The 16,062-nt window shown below is 60.7% G+C and carries 14 protein-coding genes; 2 read left to right on the top strand and 12 right to left on the bottom strand.

The features are described 5' to 3' along the window. Positions 1-72: 72 nt before the first annotated feature. The 4 genes from cysC to ACLD1Y_RS15295 form a co-directional block, all read right to left on the bottom strand. Positions 73-681, bottom strand: a complete 609-nt coding sequence (gene cysC, locus ACLD1Y_RS15310; RefSeq protein ID WP_429478735.1) for an adenylyl-sulfate kinase — start codon at positions 679-681, stop codon at positions 73-75. Next, positions 674-1,378, bottom strand: a complete 705-nt coding sequence (locus ACLD1Y_RS15305) for a sulfotransferase family 2 domain-containing protein (RefSeq protein ID WP_429478734.1) — start codon at positions 1,376-1,378, stop codon at positions 674-676. The genes cysC and ACLD1Y_RS15305 overlap by 8 nt, the downstream gene beginning before the upstream one ends. 151 nt (positions 1,379-1,529) lie before the next feature. Further along, positions 1,530-3,338 carry a lipid A export permease/ATP-binding protein MsbA gene (msbA, locus tag ACLD1Y_RS15300; protein ID WP_429478733.1) on the bottom strand — a complete coding sequence of 603 codons (1,809 nt, stop codon included), beginning with the start codon at positions 3,336-3,338 and terminating at the stop codon, positions 1,530-1,532. Positions 3,339-3,346: 8 nt separating this feature from the next. Beyond that, on the bottom strand, positions 3,347-4,525 hold the full coding sequence (locus tag ACLD1Y_RS15295) for an O-antigen ligase family protein (protein ID WP_429478732.1): 1,179 nt from the start codon (positions 4,523-4,525) through the stop codon (positions 3,347-3,349). 148 nt (positions 4,526-4,673) lie between these two features. On the opposite strand from ACLD1Y_RS15295, the gene ACLD1Y_RS15290 reads away from it, so the two are divergent. Next, on the top strand, positions 4,674-5,240 hold the full coding sequence (locus tag ACLD1Y_RS15290) for a toluene tolerance protein (RefSeq protein WP_429478731.1): 567 nt from the start codon (positions 4,674-4,676) through the stop codon (positions 5,238-5,240). Here ACLD1Y_RS15290 and ACLD1Y_RS15285 read toward each other — a convergent pair. From ACLD1Y_RS15285 to ACLD1Y_RS15250, 8 genes are all read right to left on the bottom strand, one after another. Continuing rightward, the gene (locus ACLD1Y_RS15285) at positions 5,229-6,314 is read right to left on the bottom strand and encodes a glycosyltransferase (RefSeq protein ID WP_429478730.1); all 1,086 of its coding nucleotides are present in this window, start codon (positions 6,312-6,314) and stop codon (positions 5,229-5,231) included. The genes ACLD1Y_RS15290 and ACLD1Y_RS15285 overlap by 12 nt on opposite strands. A gap of 48 nt (positions 6,315-6,362) precedes the next feature. After that, positions 6,363-7,124, bottom strand: coding sequence for a glycosyltransferase family 2 protein (locus ACLD1Y_RS15280; protein WP_429478729.1), 762 nt, complete (start codon positions 7,122-7,124; stop codon positions 6,363-6,365). 48 nt (positions 7,125-7,172) lie between these two features. Beyond that, the gene (locus tag ACLD1Y_RS15275) at positions 7,173-8,129 is read right to left on the bottom strand and encodes a glycosyltransferase family protein (RefSeq protein ID WP_429478728.1); all 957 of its coding nucleotides are present in this window, start codon (positions 8,127-8,129) and stop codon (positions 7,173-7,175) included. Between the two features lie 17 nt (positions 8,130-8,146). After that, a complete protein-coding gene (locus ACLD1Y_RS15270; RefSeq protein ID WP_429478727.1) occupies positions 8,147-9,520 on the bottom strand; it encodes a PIG-L deacetylase family protein in 1,374 nt (457 codons plus the stop codon). Next, entirely contained in the window at positions 9,517-10,413 is an 897-nt protein-coding gene (locus tag ACLD1Y_RS15265) for a GNAT family N-acetyltransferase (RefSeq protein ID WP_429478726.1), read from the bottom strand. The genes ACLD1Y_RS15270 and ACLD1Y_RS15265 overlap by 4 nt, the downstream gene beginning before the upstream one ends. Then, a complete protein-coding gene (locus ACLD1Y_RS15260; RefSeq protein ID WP_429478725.1) occupies positions 10,413-11,543 on the bottom strand; it encodes a glycosyltransferase in 1,131 nt (376 codons plus the stop codon). The genes ACLD1Y_RS15265 and ACLD1Y_RS15260 overlap by 1 nt, the downstream gene beginning before the upstream one ends. Then, the gene (locus tag ACLD1Y_RS15255) at positions 11,527-13,284 is read right to left on the bottom strand and encodes a carbamoyltransferase family protein (RefSeq protein ID WP_429478724.1); all 1,758 of its coding nucleotides are present in this window, start codon (positions 13,282-13,284) and stop codon (positions 11,527-11,529) included. The genes ACLD1Y_RS15260 and ACLD1Y_RS15255 overlap by 17 nt, the downstream gene beginning before the upstream one ends. Before the next feature lie 142 nt (positions 13,285-13,426). Beyond that, entirely contained in the window at positions 13,427-13,774 is a 348-nt protein-coding gene (locus ACLD1Y_RS15250; protein WP_429478882.1) for a YceK/YidQ family lipoprotein, read from the bottom strand. A 200-nt stretch (positions 13,775-13,974) separates the two neighbouring features. Between ACLD1Y_RS15250 and ACLD1Y_RS15245 the strand changes: the two genes are divergently transcribed. Further along, positions 13,975-16,059: a TonB-dependent receptor family protein gene (locus ACLD1Y_RS15245; protein WP_429478723.1), complete on the top strand. Its 2,085-nt coding sequence runs from the start codon at positions 13,975-13,977 to the stop codon at positions 16,057-16,059. Positions 16,060-16,062 lie beyond the last annotated feature (3 nt).

The following is a 16,062-nucleotide window of genomic DNA, read 5'->3' as shown; positions in this document are numbered from 1 at the left end:
GCGATATTAGCACAGGGTGAGCGCTGCCTAGTTCGAGAGCTTTATCTGTAAGACATCGGGCCGCACAACTGGTCATTTTTTAAACAAAGTTGCCAGGATCTGCTCCACGGCGTCCTTCAGTTCGACCTCATCAGTGTTGATCACGCAGTCTGCATTGACCGGCGCCTCATAGGGGCTGTCCAGGCCAGTGAACGCTTTGATGCGCCCTTCCAGCGCCAGGCGGTAAAGCCCTTTGGGGTCGCGCCGCGCGCACACATCGAACGGCGTGCTGACGTAGACCTCAAGGAATTGCCCCGGCCCAAACAAGCCCCGGGCGGTCGATCGGTCGAGGCTGAACGGCGAAATCGCCGAGACGATCACGATCAAACCCGCATCCACCATCAACCGCGCCACTTCGCCGATACGTCGGATGTTTTCCTTGCGCGCGCCATCGCTCATGCCCAAGTCATTGCACAAGCCAGTGCGCAGGTTATCGCCGTCGAGCACAAAGGTGTGCCGCCCTTGCTCGTTGAGTTGCACCTCCAGGGCATTGGCCAGGGTCGACTTACCAGACCCAGACAACCCCGTCAGCCACAGGCAACACGGCTGCTGGTGCTTGAGCGCGGCCCGCGCAGCCACCGGCAACGACAAGGCAAACGGGCGGATAGAGGCAGAACCACTGTGCAGCAACGGGCTACTCATAACCCAGGACCTCGTAGTCACGTTGATAGGCACGCCTGACCAGGCGGCGCGTACGCAGGGTGCAAAAATCCCTCACCGGTTCGCTGCGACGCTCCAGGGAGACATTCAGGTGGGGCAAGGATGTATCGACGCCAAGGCGCTCGCACAGGTGCTGGAAGTCTTGCTGCAAAGACTCCTGACGCCCCAGAAAGTCCATGGCCATCTGGCCCATGTGATCGACCAGGAAGTCAGTCTGTGGGGCAAAGTGCAACTGGCGGCGCAGGTTGTCCGGGTGCAGCCAGCCGCCCACGAAGTGATCGAAGTCGCGGTAATGGGAGACCAGCGCCTGGGCCTGCAGGTCGCGCTCGCCCATGCGGTTGTTGCGCAGGTAGGTGTACGCCGAGTAGGCGCGCTCCAGCGGGTCACGCACGAAGGCAAACTTGAAGCTGCGCTCGCAGTGTTCGGGAAACTGCTGCTGGTACCAGTAGTACGGCAGGTGCCCCGGCCAGCGCCCGTCGAGCAACGCCGAACACACGCTGCTACCGGCACATTTAGGCACATGGATAAACACGCATTTATGCCGTTCGAAGGCCTGGGGAAGCGTGGTCACTGCCGACAGGGCTTTATTCACCGCCTGCCGATCCACCACCGACAAGCGCCCCAGCAAGAACACCCTCTGGTGTTTGGGAAGTAGTTTCCAGAACAGACGTTGCAACATTCCATTACCCACGCAAGAAGGTTAGCCCTCTCGTCCGTTATTCGAATCGAGGGGGTCAACATAGCAAACGATAGGCAGCGAACTATTTAGCTTTGGTCAAGCGTGTAAGGGACTTGATACAAAAAACGGGGCGCATTGCGCGCCCGTCCTGTCAGGTGATGTTGGCCGTTGCCGGCTCATCCAGCCCCATGGCGTGCAAGCGCGAGTAATAGCCGCCCATCGCCAGCAGTTCGGCGTGTGTACCACGCTCGACAATTTCGCCGTGATCCATCACCAGAATCAGGTCGGCTTTCTCGATGGTGGACAGTCGGTGGGCGATCACCAGGGTGGTACGACCCTTCATGACCTTGTCCAATGCCGCCTGGATATGGCGTTCGGACTCGGTGTCCAGCGCCGAGGTCGCTTCATCCAAAATCAACAGCGGTGCATTTTTCAGCAGGGCCCGGGCGATAGCCAAGCGCTGGCGCTGGCCGCCGGACAGCAGCACGCCGTTTTCGCCGACCTCGGTGTCCAGGCCGTTTGGCAGCTCGGCGATGAAGTCCATGGCATAGGCGTCTGCGGCGGCTTTTTCGATGTCTGCACGCGGCGCCCCAGCCAAGTCGCCGTAGGCGATGTTATTGGCCACGGTGTCGTTGAACAGCGTCACATGCTGGGTCACCTGGGCCACGTGCCGACGCAAGTTGCGCAGGCGGTAGTCCTCGATCTCTACTTCATCGAGCAAGATCTCGCCATTTTCATGGTGATAGAACCGTGGGATCAGCGCAGCCAGGGTGGACTTGCCACTGCCCGAGCGCCCGACCAACGCTACCATCTGGCCCGGTGCGGCGGTGAAGCTGATGTTCTTGAGCACTTCGCGCTCGGTGCCAGGGTAGGTGAAGCTCAGGTTGCGTACGTCCAGGCGACCGCTGACACGGTCTTTCTCGACGGTGCCGGTGTCGACTTCCGGCTCGACATCCAGTTGCTCGAAGATGCTCTCGGCACCGGCGACGCCTTTCTGGATGGTGGAGCTGACTTCCGACAACTGCCGAATCGGCTTGGGCAGCAAGCCCGCGGCGGTGATGTAGGCCACCAGGTCGCCGGCCGTCGCGTCGCCGCGCAGGAACAGCACCAGGAACATCAGCGCCGCCATGGCGGTGTAGATCACCAGTTGCAGCATGGGGGTGTAGACCGCGCCGGTCTTGGTCATGCGCATCTGTTTTTCGGTGTTGCTCATGCTGGCCTTGGCAAAGCGCTGCTCTTCGTAGGTTTCCCCACCGAAGCTGCGCACCACACGGTAACCCTGGATCGTCTCCGAGGCCACGTGGGTCACATCGCCCATCGCCACTTGGATTTTCTTGCTCTGCTTGCGGAATTTCTTGCTGGTGCTGCCCACCATCATGGCGATGACCGGCAGGATCGCCAGCATCACCAGGGTCAGCTTCCAGTTCATCCACAGCAGGTAGCCGAACAGGAACACCACCGTCAGGCCTTCGCGGATCACCACCTTGATCGCATCCGTGGCGGCGCCGGTGACCATGGTCACGTTGAAGGTAATGCGCGAAATCAGGTGCCCGGAACTATGGGTGTCGAAATAGCGGTTGGGCAGAACCAGCAGCTTGTTGAACAACTGCACCCGCAGGTCGTGGACCAGCCCCAGGGAGACTTTGGCCAGGTAGTAGTTGCCCAGGAACGACCCCAACCCCTGCCACGCGGCGATCAACACGATCAGCAGCGGCACGGCCATCAGCAGTTTCAAGTCTTTGAGGTACGGAACATTGGGGAAAAACACCACGTCCGGGTTGCTCAGGCCATCCACGAAATACTTGAGAATCCCGGCCAGCATGGGCTGGGTAGACGCGAAAATCACGAAACCGACGATGCTCACCAGGAACATGCCGATATACGGTTTCACATAACCCAGCAGCCTGAAATAAATTTTCAGGCTGGATTCCTGTTCCGCTTTAGGCGGTGCATCACTCATTGTTGAGCTCACTGATTAGGTAGGACGGCAACTTTATCACAAGCGCCAGGTTTGGCCCGAGCCCAGACCAAAACACTGCTCAGGGCTATCGGCAGCCAGGTAATGAACCATTCCGCACGAGGGGTGCCGGTCAGGTTGGCGGCGTCGAATTGCATCGCCAGGAACGAAAACACCCAGATGCCCAGGACGCCTTTGCCCAAGTCGGTGTGACGCGCCTTCCAGGCTTGCCACAACACACCGAACCACACTGCAGCCCAGAGCAGCACGCCCGGCAAGCCCAACTCGATGGCCACGTGGGTGAACAGATTATGGGAGTGGTCAAAGAACTGACCTTCGGTGAAGACTCTGTAGTCCCCGCCCAAGCCCAGGCCAGTCCATGGATGCTCGCCGATCATGCGCAGGGCCTCCATAAAGATCTGTGGCCGGTAGGAGACACCGCGAGCCAGCATTAACGATTGCATGGCGAAGAACACCGCCACTGCCGCCACGATCGCGCCAACCGCCGTCAGCACGGTGCGTCGGTCACGGCACCAAACCGGCATCGCCACCACGCTCAGCAGCAACGCCAGCGCGGCGCCACGGCTTTGGCTCAACACCACAAACAGCCCAAGCAAGCCGATCGCGAGCGCCCACACCACTTGCACCCAACGGTCGCGCGGCACCCAGTGCAGCATCCAGACCGCAGCCACGCCGATTACGTAGGCACCCAGGATCGGATGGGACAGTTGCCCCAACCCGGCAAGGCGGGCGGACCAGTCCTTATGCTCAACACCATAGAATTTGATGATTGCGATCAACGCTGACAAGGCCAACCCGTAGCCGCCCCATTTCAGCAGGCGAATAACCCGGTTGGCCTGACCATCGGCAAACACCGGGAAGAACAGCAGGAACACACCGATATAGAGCAGGCGCTTGGCCTCGCGGGAAGGGTCCTGGACATTGGTCCACAGCAGGCTGATCCCACCCCAGGTCGCCAGCAGCAAAATCATCAGGCAGACCCAGCGCTGCGACTGCCACACGGCCTTGAGTCGATCGCGGGCCGACCAGGCAAATACCATGGCCGGCAGCCAGAGAAACAGCGTCAACCCTTGCTGATAGATCTTATTGGTCGGCGCAAAGGCAATCGCCAACAAAAACCAGAGCAACCCTAACATCATCCATACCTGCGCCCAACGACTTGCGTGCATTACTTGCTCCTGAATACGGCTCACCTGCCAACCCGGCATGGTTAAAATTCAAAACTTTCGGCATCATTGCCGATCACTGCGCCCGCGACTTCCACAAGGCTTTTCGACGATGCAATGCTCAAGGCTTCCCCAAGCCGCTTTAAATACGATGATTGCCAACGCCAGAATCCTGGAGAAGGACAGCTACGGCCCCAAAGTCTACCTGCTGGCGGACGGGAATATTCTTAAACTGTTCCGCCGTAAACGGTTTTTTTCATCAGCGCTGTTTCGCCCGTACTCCAAGCGCTTCATCGATAACGCGCTTGAATTGCAAAAGCGCGGCATTCCGACCCTGACCGTACTTGCAAGCTATCAGTTGGACGCACCCGGCATGACTGCGGTGCTGTACCGTCCATTGCCGGGCGAGACCCTGCGCCAGTTGTCCAATCAGGAAGGCTTCGACTGGCAGCACAACCTTGAACCGCTGGTGGCACTGATTCGCCGGCTGCATGAAGCGGGCATCTACTTCCGTTCACTGCACCTGGGCAATGTGGTCGTGACGCCCGACAACCAGATGGGCCTGATCGACGTGGCGGACATGCGCTTCCTGCACGCACCGCTGAGCCCGGCACTGGTGCGGCGCAACCTGCAGCACTTTGCACGCTATATTGCCCGCGAGAAGCTGAACGAACGCTTTCCAATGCAAGCACTGGAACAAGCGCTGCTACCGAGTTGAAAACAGGCGGCAGGCGGTGGCGGTAAAATCCTGCCAGGCCTGCTCCGGCGCCAAGACCTTTGACTGAGCCGCCGCCACGGCGCCTGCGTCAGCGCAAAAGGCGCGCTCCAGAAGCTGCGACCACGCCTCGACGTCATCGACCGGCGCGTACCAACCGGTGTCGGCCAACTGCTCGCGGAATACGGCCAGTTCGCTGGTCAGCACCGGGACACCGGCCAGGACCGCCTCTTGCAGCACCAACCCCAGGCCCTCCGACGACGACGGAATAGCCATCCAGTCGAACGCACGATATAGGCTCGCCGCGTCGTCCAAATGCCCAGGCAGCAAGACCTTCCCACGCAGGCCCAAGCCTTCGACCTGTGCTTCAAGGGCGGCGCGCTCGGCGCCCTCGCCAACGATTACCAGCCGTGAATCTGGCCATTGCGCCGAAACCCGTGCAAAGGCATCCAGCAAACAGGCAAACCCCTTGCTGCCCACCAACCGGCCCACGGCGCCCACTACAGGGCCATCGCCGGGCGCTATACCCAGTCGCGCACGCGCCTGGTCACGCGTCAGCATCGCAGCGCGAAAAGCGTCAGGGTCGAAGGCGCTGCGCAGTAAAGCGACCGGGCGCCCCAACCCCTGCTGCAGCGACGCGGCCAGGGTCTGTGACACCGCCGCTACCGTCAGCCGGGCCTCTGAAAACTGTGCAAACAACTCACGATCAGCGCTACGCAAGCGCGTCTCACCATGGAACAACACCACCGCCCGCACATCGGGCACGTCCTTGAGCACCGGCAACAGTGCCCGCGCCACACCGATGCCATCGAGCAGCACTACCTTCACGTCGTGAGGCAAGGCCCGGCGCAACCGCGCGCGCATGCGGGGGATCAGCAGCTTCCAAAGATGACGCCCTTTGAGCTGGGCAGACGAGAGGTTCCACTCCAGCGCCTCTTCCCCCTCTTGTGCACCACCCTGCAGCAACCAGTTATGAACAGGTGCACCGCAATCGAGGCTGGCAAGCACTTGCCGATGAACCTTCTGCACGGAGGCGAATGCAGAACCACCGGCCCACATAATGTTAAGGATGCTCATTGACGGATAAGGACCTTCTGCAACGTTCTGGAGGTGTGCTGTAAAAGCTCAACCAATAAACCAGCCAATTCCGATGCCCACCAACAGCATCACCACCAACTTGATCCGCTCGCGTCGCTTGCGTCGCGCCTTGTTCAAGCGCTCGGCCGACGTCGACACATGCAAGCCGAAACCGGTATGCAGCACCGCATCCCCTTCAAGGGTCACGGCCGTCAAATTCAATTGGGCGTACCGTCGGGACAAGCCTTTTTCCCCATCGAACCCTGCATAAGGTGCGCACAACGCGTATTCCTTAAGACGCCGCAAGCCGGGGTTCAGGGAAAATGCCTGCCATTCCGGCTTGTCGGAAATCAGCGGATAACACGGCACCGCACCTATCAGCTCGCGCGGCCCCAGGCGGATATAAGGGCTGTGCACCTTTAGATCGTAGACATAGTTACGCAACCACACTTGAAGAATATCCGGGCGCAATTCCAGGACCGTCTTGGAGTCCTCGACAAACCCTGGGCGGTAGAACTCCCAGTCATCTTCACAATGGAAAATATAGGGTGTTTTAACCGACCCGTACGCCAGGTCGATGGATGCCAGTTGCCCCAACTTCGGGCGATTGACGAAAAACGTGCAATGCGCCTGCCAATGGGCGGGGATCGCCTGGCGCACGGCCTCATCGCCAGAGTCTTCGGTGATGAAGACCTCACGGATAGGCGCTGTATTGAACTGATCGAAGCTTTCGAGCGTGCTTTTGAGCAAATCGAGGCGACCACAACTGGTCACCACGAGCGTTATGTCGCTTTGATCGGAGAATTGCATTACAGCCCCAAAAATTTGATATGACCACTCACTGCGATCAAGCCAGGGTCAGACGCCCAGTTTCAGGCGCAGTTTTTCCAGCAGGCTCAGCGGCGCACGCGGACGCAGCGGCGGCTCAAGTGCTTCAACGATGCGCTGGCCGATCTGGGCAAAGCTGAATTGGCTGACGGCAAGCGCTTGCCCGTTACGCGCAATCTGCGCCGCCAACCCAGGATCGGCGCGCAACACGGCCAGTTTTTTCTGCAACTGTGGAATGTCCTTGTAGAACACCACATTGACCATCTCTTCAAAACCCAGGGCGGCGTTTTCCGCTGCGCCCTGGTCATACGCCAGCAACACGCAGCCGCAGGCCATGGCTTCGAAGTTCTTGATCATGTACTCGCCCATGCCCACATCGGCACTGACGAAAAAGCGGATGCGGTTGAGGGTGGCGCAGTATTCCTCACCGGACTTGGTGCGGGTCACCACCAGCGGCTCAACCTGCGCCAGCTCATCGAGCAACGCCTTGCGACCGCTGTAGGCCACGCTATTGGTGCTACCGACAAAGGCCAACTCGATATCGCGCTCACGTTCCTGTGGTTGCAATAACGCCTGGTCATAGCCCTTGGGCACAAACACCGCGTCAAACCCTTCTTCGCGCAGGCGCTCGGTGACCATAAAGCCCGAACTGATCACCCGCGCCCACGGCAAGCGCCGGTAATGGGCGCTGAACTTGCCGGTGTACTTGCAGGGAATGTAGTTCTGGTAGGCGTCGTGTTCGAGGATCACCAGGTTGGGGATCGTGCGGATAAACCCCGCCTGACGGATTTCCTGTTTGAAGCGCAGGAAGAACACGATGCGGTCATAGCGGCTCACATCGACCTCACGTCGAAAGTACCCGCGCAGGTTGCGCTGCTCGGCACTGCTCAACCAGCGGATATCGCATTCACAGTGCTCGGCCACACCGTCGTACAGCCGATCCAGGATGGCGCGCTGTTCTTTCTGCACCAGAAATAAAACTTTCATGCTCTTCCTTTCACAGGTCACAAACGCCAGAACAATTCATGTCGCCGTACCGCCTTGCGGAAGAACTCATTCTCCCCATAAGGCGAACGTGCGCGGCCGGCCAGCATGCGCTGCAACCAGCGACGCACGCGCCGCTTGAAGGGTGGTGCCGGTTGCAGATCATGCATCATGCCCAGCGCCATGGCCTTGTCGCGCTGTTGCGCCAATGTCAGGGGCAGGCTGCACGGGTGCAGTTCTTCGGCCGCGTCAAACAGCGGCGGCAGGGCAATACCAGCACCTGCATCGCCCATCGGCCAGCGATCGTTATCGTGCAGGTGGTTGGCGTAGCCGAGCACGGTGGTCGGCTGCCACTCCAGGCCTTGCAAGGCTTGCATGACCGCCTGCTGCGCGCAAATGTGATCGGGGTGGGGGTCGAGCACCGAATGGGGCAATACGATCACTTCCGGACGTGCCATCAGCAGCACGTGGCGCAGGTCGGCCAACAGGTTGTTCCAGGTCGGCAGGCCATCGGCATCCGCCGGCAACGGGAATGGATTGAACTGCCTGAACGGTCGAACGTCGGTCAGGTCGGCCTCACGGGAGGCAAAGGGCAAATCCGGTGCGGCTTGCATCGCCTGCAATTGCAGGCAGAAATAGCCAAGCTGGACGCAATGCGCTTGCGGCACACCGGCCCACAACGGCACGGCGATACTGTCCCAGGCACGCAGGCGACCCTTGATGCGCGCGGCTTCGACTTCGCTCAGGCCCATCTGCTGGTAATGCTCGGCTTCGATTTCGCCAGCGGTGAGGGTCACGATCCAAGGTTTTTCCGCCTGACTGTAAAGGCCAAACGCCGCCAATTCAGCATCGTCGGCATGGGGTGCGATGACCATCACCCGCTGCTGGCGATAGTCCGGCTGGGCCCAGGCCCACAGGCGCGGCGTGCCGAGCAGGCGGCAATGGCGACCACGCAGCGCTAGCTGATTGAGATCTGCACCGCTGAGGTTCAGATAGCGCAGCCCGTTGACGCCACGCTCGAAGGTTTGCCGGTCATCGGCCAGCTCAATGCTTGGATCAAAAAACCGTCCCAGCCAGGTGCTCTTGACCTTGATCGCCAGCACCACGGTTGCATCCGGCGCCACAGGCGGGTCAACCCGCAAGCGTCCGCCTTCCAGACGCACACCGGCAAGCTCGGCATCTGCCGAGAAGCGGTATTGATAATCTTCGTTGGGCGCATAAAACAGGTGGTCGGCAAACCAGGCCTCGTGGGCAACCCAGGCCAGCACCGCCAACAGCAGCGGCAACCACCAGGCCACCAGGATGCCAACCAGCACCAGCAACAACACGCCGATCATCAGCGCTGTACGTTTGTTACGCCGATGGCGCTTGAGCAATTGCTGCTTGCGGGTCATACGCACAATACCTGCACGGGGTTGCACCAACGGTCCTTGTATTCGCGGTCGGCACGGCCGAACGAGAAGCGCAGCGGTTTGCCGACTTCACGCGCCTGTTCCCAGGCGCTTTGGGTATTGAGGAAACTCAACACGCTGCCGGGGCTGAACGCACGGGTTTCGGGATCAACGCCGCCGTTGACGTACTCCACGCTGATCCACTCCGGGGATTCGACCCGGTAGACCAGTTGGATGGCGATCGGCGCATCGTTGAGAAAAATCACCGAGCCGATCAGCCACTCGCGCAGCAGCTCGATCACTTCGGCCAGACGCTCGGCCCCGGTGGCGACAAAGCCCCAGCGGCGCAGGAACAAGTCGCAGTAGATACGTGCCAGCTGCGCGCTGGAAAACTCGCCCACCGGCCGCACCACACCGCCCGCCTCTTCCAGCAAGCGCAGCTCGCGGCGTTGGTTGTAGCGAAATTTCTTCGACAGCTCTTCCGGCGTGCGTGCCATGGCCAACTGCTCGGCCTGAGGCTTGAGACCACTGAAGCGACCTTCGTTGAGCACCGACAGATAGCGCGCACGCTGGCGCAGCGGCGCCTGGGCATCGGCGGCGGCCGGCAGGATGATCTCGGCATTGCCCAGGTCAAACAGGCCTTTCTTGCCGCTGCGCTTGAGCACGTCCTTGGACAAGGCCAGGTCGCGGCCCCAGGTGGCAATGCAGGCCTTGAGTTCACCGGCCTGCTCCCAAGCCAGGTAGCGCACGGGAATCTGCGCCAACCCGGCCAGACGCTCGATCACTTGCGGGTGCGTGGCGACACTGCCGCCAAAACGCTGCCAGGCCTCGGCATAGGCAGGCGCATCAACGACGGACCAGCCGCGCTCGCGCCAGCCTTGGAATCGATTGAGCATCAAGCCCTCGCGGTCAGTTCAATAACGTGTGGCAGTTGCCAGAAAGTGTCACGCACCGCCTGATCCGAGAAACGCGCCTGCAGGCGCTCCAGCATCAGCTCGGCGCACTGGCGTTGCTGATGGTGATCCATCGCAGCCAGGTAACCCAAGCCTTGGGCCAGGTGCTCGGCATCGCCGAAGGGGAACAAGATACCCACGCCTTCGACCACTTCCTTTGCACCGCCGCAAGCGGTGGCCAACAAGGGTACGCCGGCGGCCATGGCCTCCAACAGCACCATGCCGAAGGGTTCGTGATCGGAGCTCAGGGCAAACACGTCAAAGGCACGGAAATAACGGCGCGCATCCGGCACCTGGCCGAGGAACAGCACGTTGTCGGCAATGCCCAACTCGCGGGCCAGCGCCTTCAAGTCCTGCTCCAGTCGCCCGGTGCCGAGGATCGCCAGGCGGCTGTCGGCGGGCAACTGCGGCAAGGCCAAGGCGAAGCCCTTGAGTAACGTGGCCTGGTCCTTGTCCGGGTGCAGGCGGCCGACATTGCCGACCACCCATTCGTCCGGCGACAGCCCCAGGGCATCGCGCGCCTCGTCCTTCGAGACTTGCAGCGCCTGCATGGCCTCGACATCGATGCGGTTGTACAAGGTCTGGATGCGCGCCGCTGGCCAACTCGGTAGGCAACGACGGATGTCATCGCGCACCGCGTCGGAGACAGCCAGCAAGCTCAGGCGCTTGCGGAAAATCGAGGCAAACAGGCGACGACCATAACGCTGGTAATCGCCAAAGGCGTGGTGCACGCCAATCACCTGCAAACGCGTGGCGAGCAAGGCGATGTAGATTGGTTTGGCGCGGTGCGCGATGCAAAAGCTGAAATTGCGCGATGCGGCAATCTTGCGCATCTCGGCGATGGCGCCCAGCTTCAAGGCGCGAATGGCCTTGGAGCTGTACTCCATGAACAGCACTTCGTCACTGGCACAACCGGCGGCTACCTCAGGGTCGGCGACCCCGGTAAGAAACACCGTGGTCACCTTGTAGCCCGAGCCTGCGAACAGGCTGGCGTACTGACGGGCGCAATCGAGGAACGGCCCGTCATAGCCGTGGCAGAACTGCAGGACGTGGCGGTCAGCCGAGCGCGTCATAAGGGTCCACGCCGTCCTTGACCACCAGGATGTCTTCCATGATCAGGTATTGCAGGTCGGAGCCGAAAAACATGTCCAGCGCGTCTTTGGGCGAGCAGATCATCGCTTCGCCGCGACGGTTGAGCGAGGTGTTCAGGGACACGCCGTTGCCGGTCAGCACTTCCAGCTCTTTCATCATGTCGTAGTAGCGCGGGTTGTATTCGCGCTTGAGCACCTGGGCGCGGGAGGTGCCATCTTCATGCACCACTTCCGGCACGCGGGTTTTCCACTCTTCCGACACTTCAAAGGTGAAGGTCATGAACGGCGCCGGGTGATCGACCTTGATCATCTGCGGGGCCACAGTGTCGAGCATCGACGGGCAGAAAGGCCTCCAGCGCTCGCGGAACTTGATCTGGTGGTTGATACGGTCTGCCACGCCGGTGGCGCTTGGGCAACCGATGATCGAACGGCCACCCAAAGCACGCGGGCCAAACTCCATACGGCCCTGGAACCAGGCCACCGGGTTGCCGTCGACCATGATCTTGGCGATGCGCTGGGGCATGTTCTCGATCTTGCGCCACACAGGCTTGCTCTCGTGCTTGGCACACGCCGCAATCACTTCTTCGTTGCTGTAGGACGGGCCGAGGTAGACGTGTTCCATCTTCTCCACCGGTACACCACGGGCGTGGGACACATAGGCCGCCGCGCCCACCGCCGTGCCGGCATCGCCGGACGCCGGCTGTACGAACAGCTCTTTGACGTCGTCGCGGGCAATGATCTTCTGGTTCAGCTTCACGTTCAGCGCACAGCCGCCGGCGAAGGCCAGCTTGCCGGTGTCTTTGAGGATGTCGCCCAGGTAGTGGTCGATCATCTGCAGCGCCAGCTTCTCGAACAGCGCTTGCATGCTGGCCGCGTAGTGGATGTACGGCTCGTCAGCGATGTCGCCTTCGCGTTTCGGGCCTAGCCACTCGATCAGTTTTGGCGAGAAGTAGAACCCCTTGCCCTTCTCTTTATAGCGGCGCAGGCCGATGACGTTGGCGTAGTCGGTGTTGATCACCAACTCGCCGTTCTCGAACGAGGCCAGGCGCGAGAAGTCGTATTTGCTGGCGTCGCCGTACGGCGCCATGCCCATGACCTTGAACTCACCGTCGAGCATCTCGAAACCGAGGAACTCGGTGATCGCGCCGTACAGGCCGCCCAGGGAGTCTGGATCGTAGAATTCTTTGATCTTGTGGATCTTGCCGTTCTCGCCGTAGCCGAAGAACGTGGTGGCGTACTCACCTTTACCGTCGATGCCGAGGATCGCGGTTTTCTCCTGGAAGCCGGAGCAGTGGTAGGCGCTGGAAGCGTGGGCCAGGTGGTGTTCAACCGGTTCGATCTTGATTTTCTTCGGATCGAAGCCCAGTTGCTCCAGGCACCAGACGATCTTGTTGCGATAGCGCTTGTAGCGACGGTTGCCCATCAGGATCGCGTCAAGGGCGCGGTCCGGGGCGTACCAGTAACGCTTGGCGTAGTGCCAGCGCGCCTCACCGAACAAGCTGATGGGTGCGAACGGGATCGCTACCACGTCAACGTCGGAAGGCTTGATGCCGGCTTGTTCCAGGCAGAACTTCGCCGACTCGTAGGGCATGCGGTTCTTTGCATGTTTGTCGCGTACGAAGCGCTCTTCTTCGGCGGCCGCGATCAGCTTGCCGTCGATATACAAGGCTGCGGAAGGATCATGGCTAAGGGCGCCGGACAGGCCAAGAATCGTCAATGCCACAGGGGTCTAGCCTCTTTTAGTCTGCATGCAGGCGGGTTGCGCCGCAAAAAAGTGTGCTTCCCGCCTGGGCGGGAAACAGCTAAAGGGCGGGATTATAGCGTAAAAGCAGTGGGGAGCTGTTAGCGGCAAGCGGCAAGTGGGATCAACGATAGATCTCGATGCTGCCGTCTTTGCTCTGGCGCAAGATTGTATAGGGCAGGAGCAGCGTATCCAGCACGCCGGAGGCGATGAACTCGACGGCGATGACCGGCAATGCATTACCCCCATGGTCAATCAGGCTTTGATCCTTGAGACTCTTGTCAGAGGCGGGTTCGCCGTTGAGCCGACAAAACCCGTAGATCAACCCGCTGTAGGGACGTGGCACATTTTCGCAATGGCTGCGTGAGTCTTTGAGATTTTGGCTGGTCACGGCGTCCGGGCGAAAAACCGTCGTGATGGAGCCGCAGCCGGTGAGCAGTAGGCATAAGGCAAGGCACAGGGCTTTGGGCATCGTCCTCACGAGCACCTCCTTTTGGCGCAGGGCGTTTTCAACTAGGGCGACCACGCTAACATCGACCAGTGTGAGGCCCTGCATGAGCATGCCGATTTAACCCGTAGGACGATTCCCAAATGATAAATATCGACCGAGCCACTAAACTCGCACCTTTTTGCGCGTTTACTTCTTATTGCGCCATCGCCCCCGGTTGACTGATGAAAACCCTCACTCGCTACACCCTGTTGCTGCCCGGCCTGCTCGCCCTGTGCGATACCGCACTGGCTGACGATGCACCGCTGGTTCTAGACCCCAGCGTCGTCACCGGCTCGCGCAGCGCCAGCCCGACCTTCGACCTGCCCTACTCGGTCGACAGCATCAGCCGTGAACAGATCAGCGACGGCCAGCTCGGCATCAACGCCTCCGAAGTACTGTCCCGCGTGCCTGGACTGGTGGTGCAGAACCGCCAGAACTATGCTCAGGACCTGCAAATCTCTTCCCGTGGCTTCGGTGCCCGCTCGGCGTTTGGCGTGCGCGGCCTCAAGCTGATTGCCGACGGCATCCCCGCCAGCACCCCGGATGGCCAGGGCCAGGCGGCCACCTTCAACCTCGACACCGCCGAGCGCATCGAAGTGCTGCGCGGCCCGGCGGCCACCTTGTACGGCAGCAACGCCGGTGGCGTGATCCAGATGTTCTCCCGCGACGGCGAAGGCCCGCCGCGCATCGGCGCCGAAACCCTGGTGGGCAGCGACGGCATGAGCAAGAACCACCTGACCGCCGAAGGCGCGACCAACGGCGCGGGTTTCGTGCTGGACGCCTCGCGCATGGACACCGACGGCTACCGCGACCACAGCAGCGCCCGCCGCGACCAGACCTTTGCCAAGCTCAACTTCCAGCCCGATGACGACAGCAAGCTGGCGCTGATCTACAGCAGCCTTGAGCAGAACGGTACGCAGGATCCGTTGGGGCAGAGTTGGGAGGCCTATAAGGCCGACCCGCGCTCGGTGGCGGCTGGCGCGCTGACGTACAACACGCGCAAAAGCATCGATCATCAGCAATTGGGTACCAATTACGAGCGGTATTTTGGTGATGCGACGTTGCAGGTGAATGCGTATACGGGGCGTAGGAGTGTGATTCAGTACTTGTCGATTCCAAAAGGCACACCGTCCAATGAGCGCGGCGGCGGCGTGGTGCAATTCGACCGTAAGTTCTACGGTGGCAGCGTACGTTGGATGCAGCCCATCGACAGTGCGCCGGGCGAGCTGATGATCATCACCGGCCTGGACTTCGACCAAAGCGAAGACAGCCGCCATGGCTATCAAAACTACAGCGGCACCACCTTGGGCGTGAAAGGCGCGCTGCGTCGTGATGAGATCGACACCGCCCGCAGCCTCGACCCTTATGTTCAGGCCAACTGGGCTCTGGGCAACTGGACCCTGCAAGCCGGTGTACGTCATAGCACTATGGAACTGGACGTTGACGACCAATACCTGAGCAACGGCGACTCCAGCGGTAGCAAGACCTACCAGAAAAACACCCCGTCGATGAGCGTGATGTACGCCTTCACGCCCGAGCTGCACGGCTATGTCAGTGCAGGCAAAGGTTTTGAAACACCGACCCAGGCGGAACTGGCCTATGCGCCGGGTAGTGTCGAAGGTTTCAATTTCGGCCTTAAACCGTCTGAAAGCACGCAATACGAGGTCGGTCTGAAGGCACAGCTGAACAACACACGTATCAACGCCGCCGTGTTCCAAATCACCACTGAAGATGAACTGGTCATCAACAGTTCTGATCAAGGCCGCACCAGCTACCTGAACGCCGGCCGCACCCTGCGCCGCGGCTTCGAACTGGGCCTCGAAAGCCAACTCAGCGAGCAATGGAGCACCACCCTCGCCTACACCCGCCTGCAAGCCACCTACGACAGTGACTTCACCAACAACGCCAAGACCATCGAAAAGGGCAACTACCTCCCCGGCGTACCCCAAACCACCCTGTTCGCCGAACTCAACTGGAAGCCCCGCGACTGGGTCAGCACCGCCATCGAAGGCATGTACCGCAGCAAGGTCTACGTCGAAGACACCAACAGCGAACGCGCCGCCCCGGCCTACAGCGTATTCAACTGGCGCGCCCGCTTCGAACAGAAAGTCGAACACTGGACCTTCCACCAGACCCTGCGCCTGGATAACCTGCTGGATCGCCAGTACGTAGGCTCGGTGATTGTCGGCGACAGCAATGGCCGCTACTACGAAGCCGCTCCGGGCCGCTCGTGGTATGCAGGAGCTGGCGCCGAATACACCTTCTAAGGC

Source organism: Pseudomonas sp. 18175, from assembly GCF_050432925.1.
Classification (GTDB): domain Bacteria; phylum Pseudomonadota; class Gammaproteobacteria; order Pseudomonadales; family Pseudomonadaceae; genus Aquipseudomonas.
The sequence above is the reverse complement of the archived record's forward strand: the minus strand, read 5'-3'. Positions and strand labels throughout refer to the sequence as shown.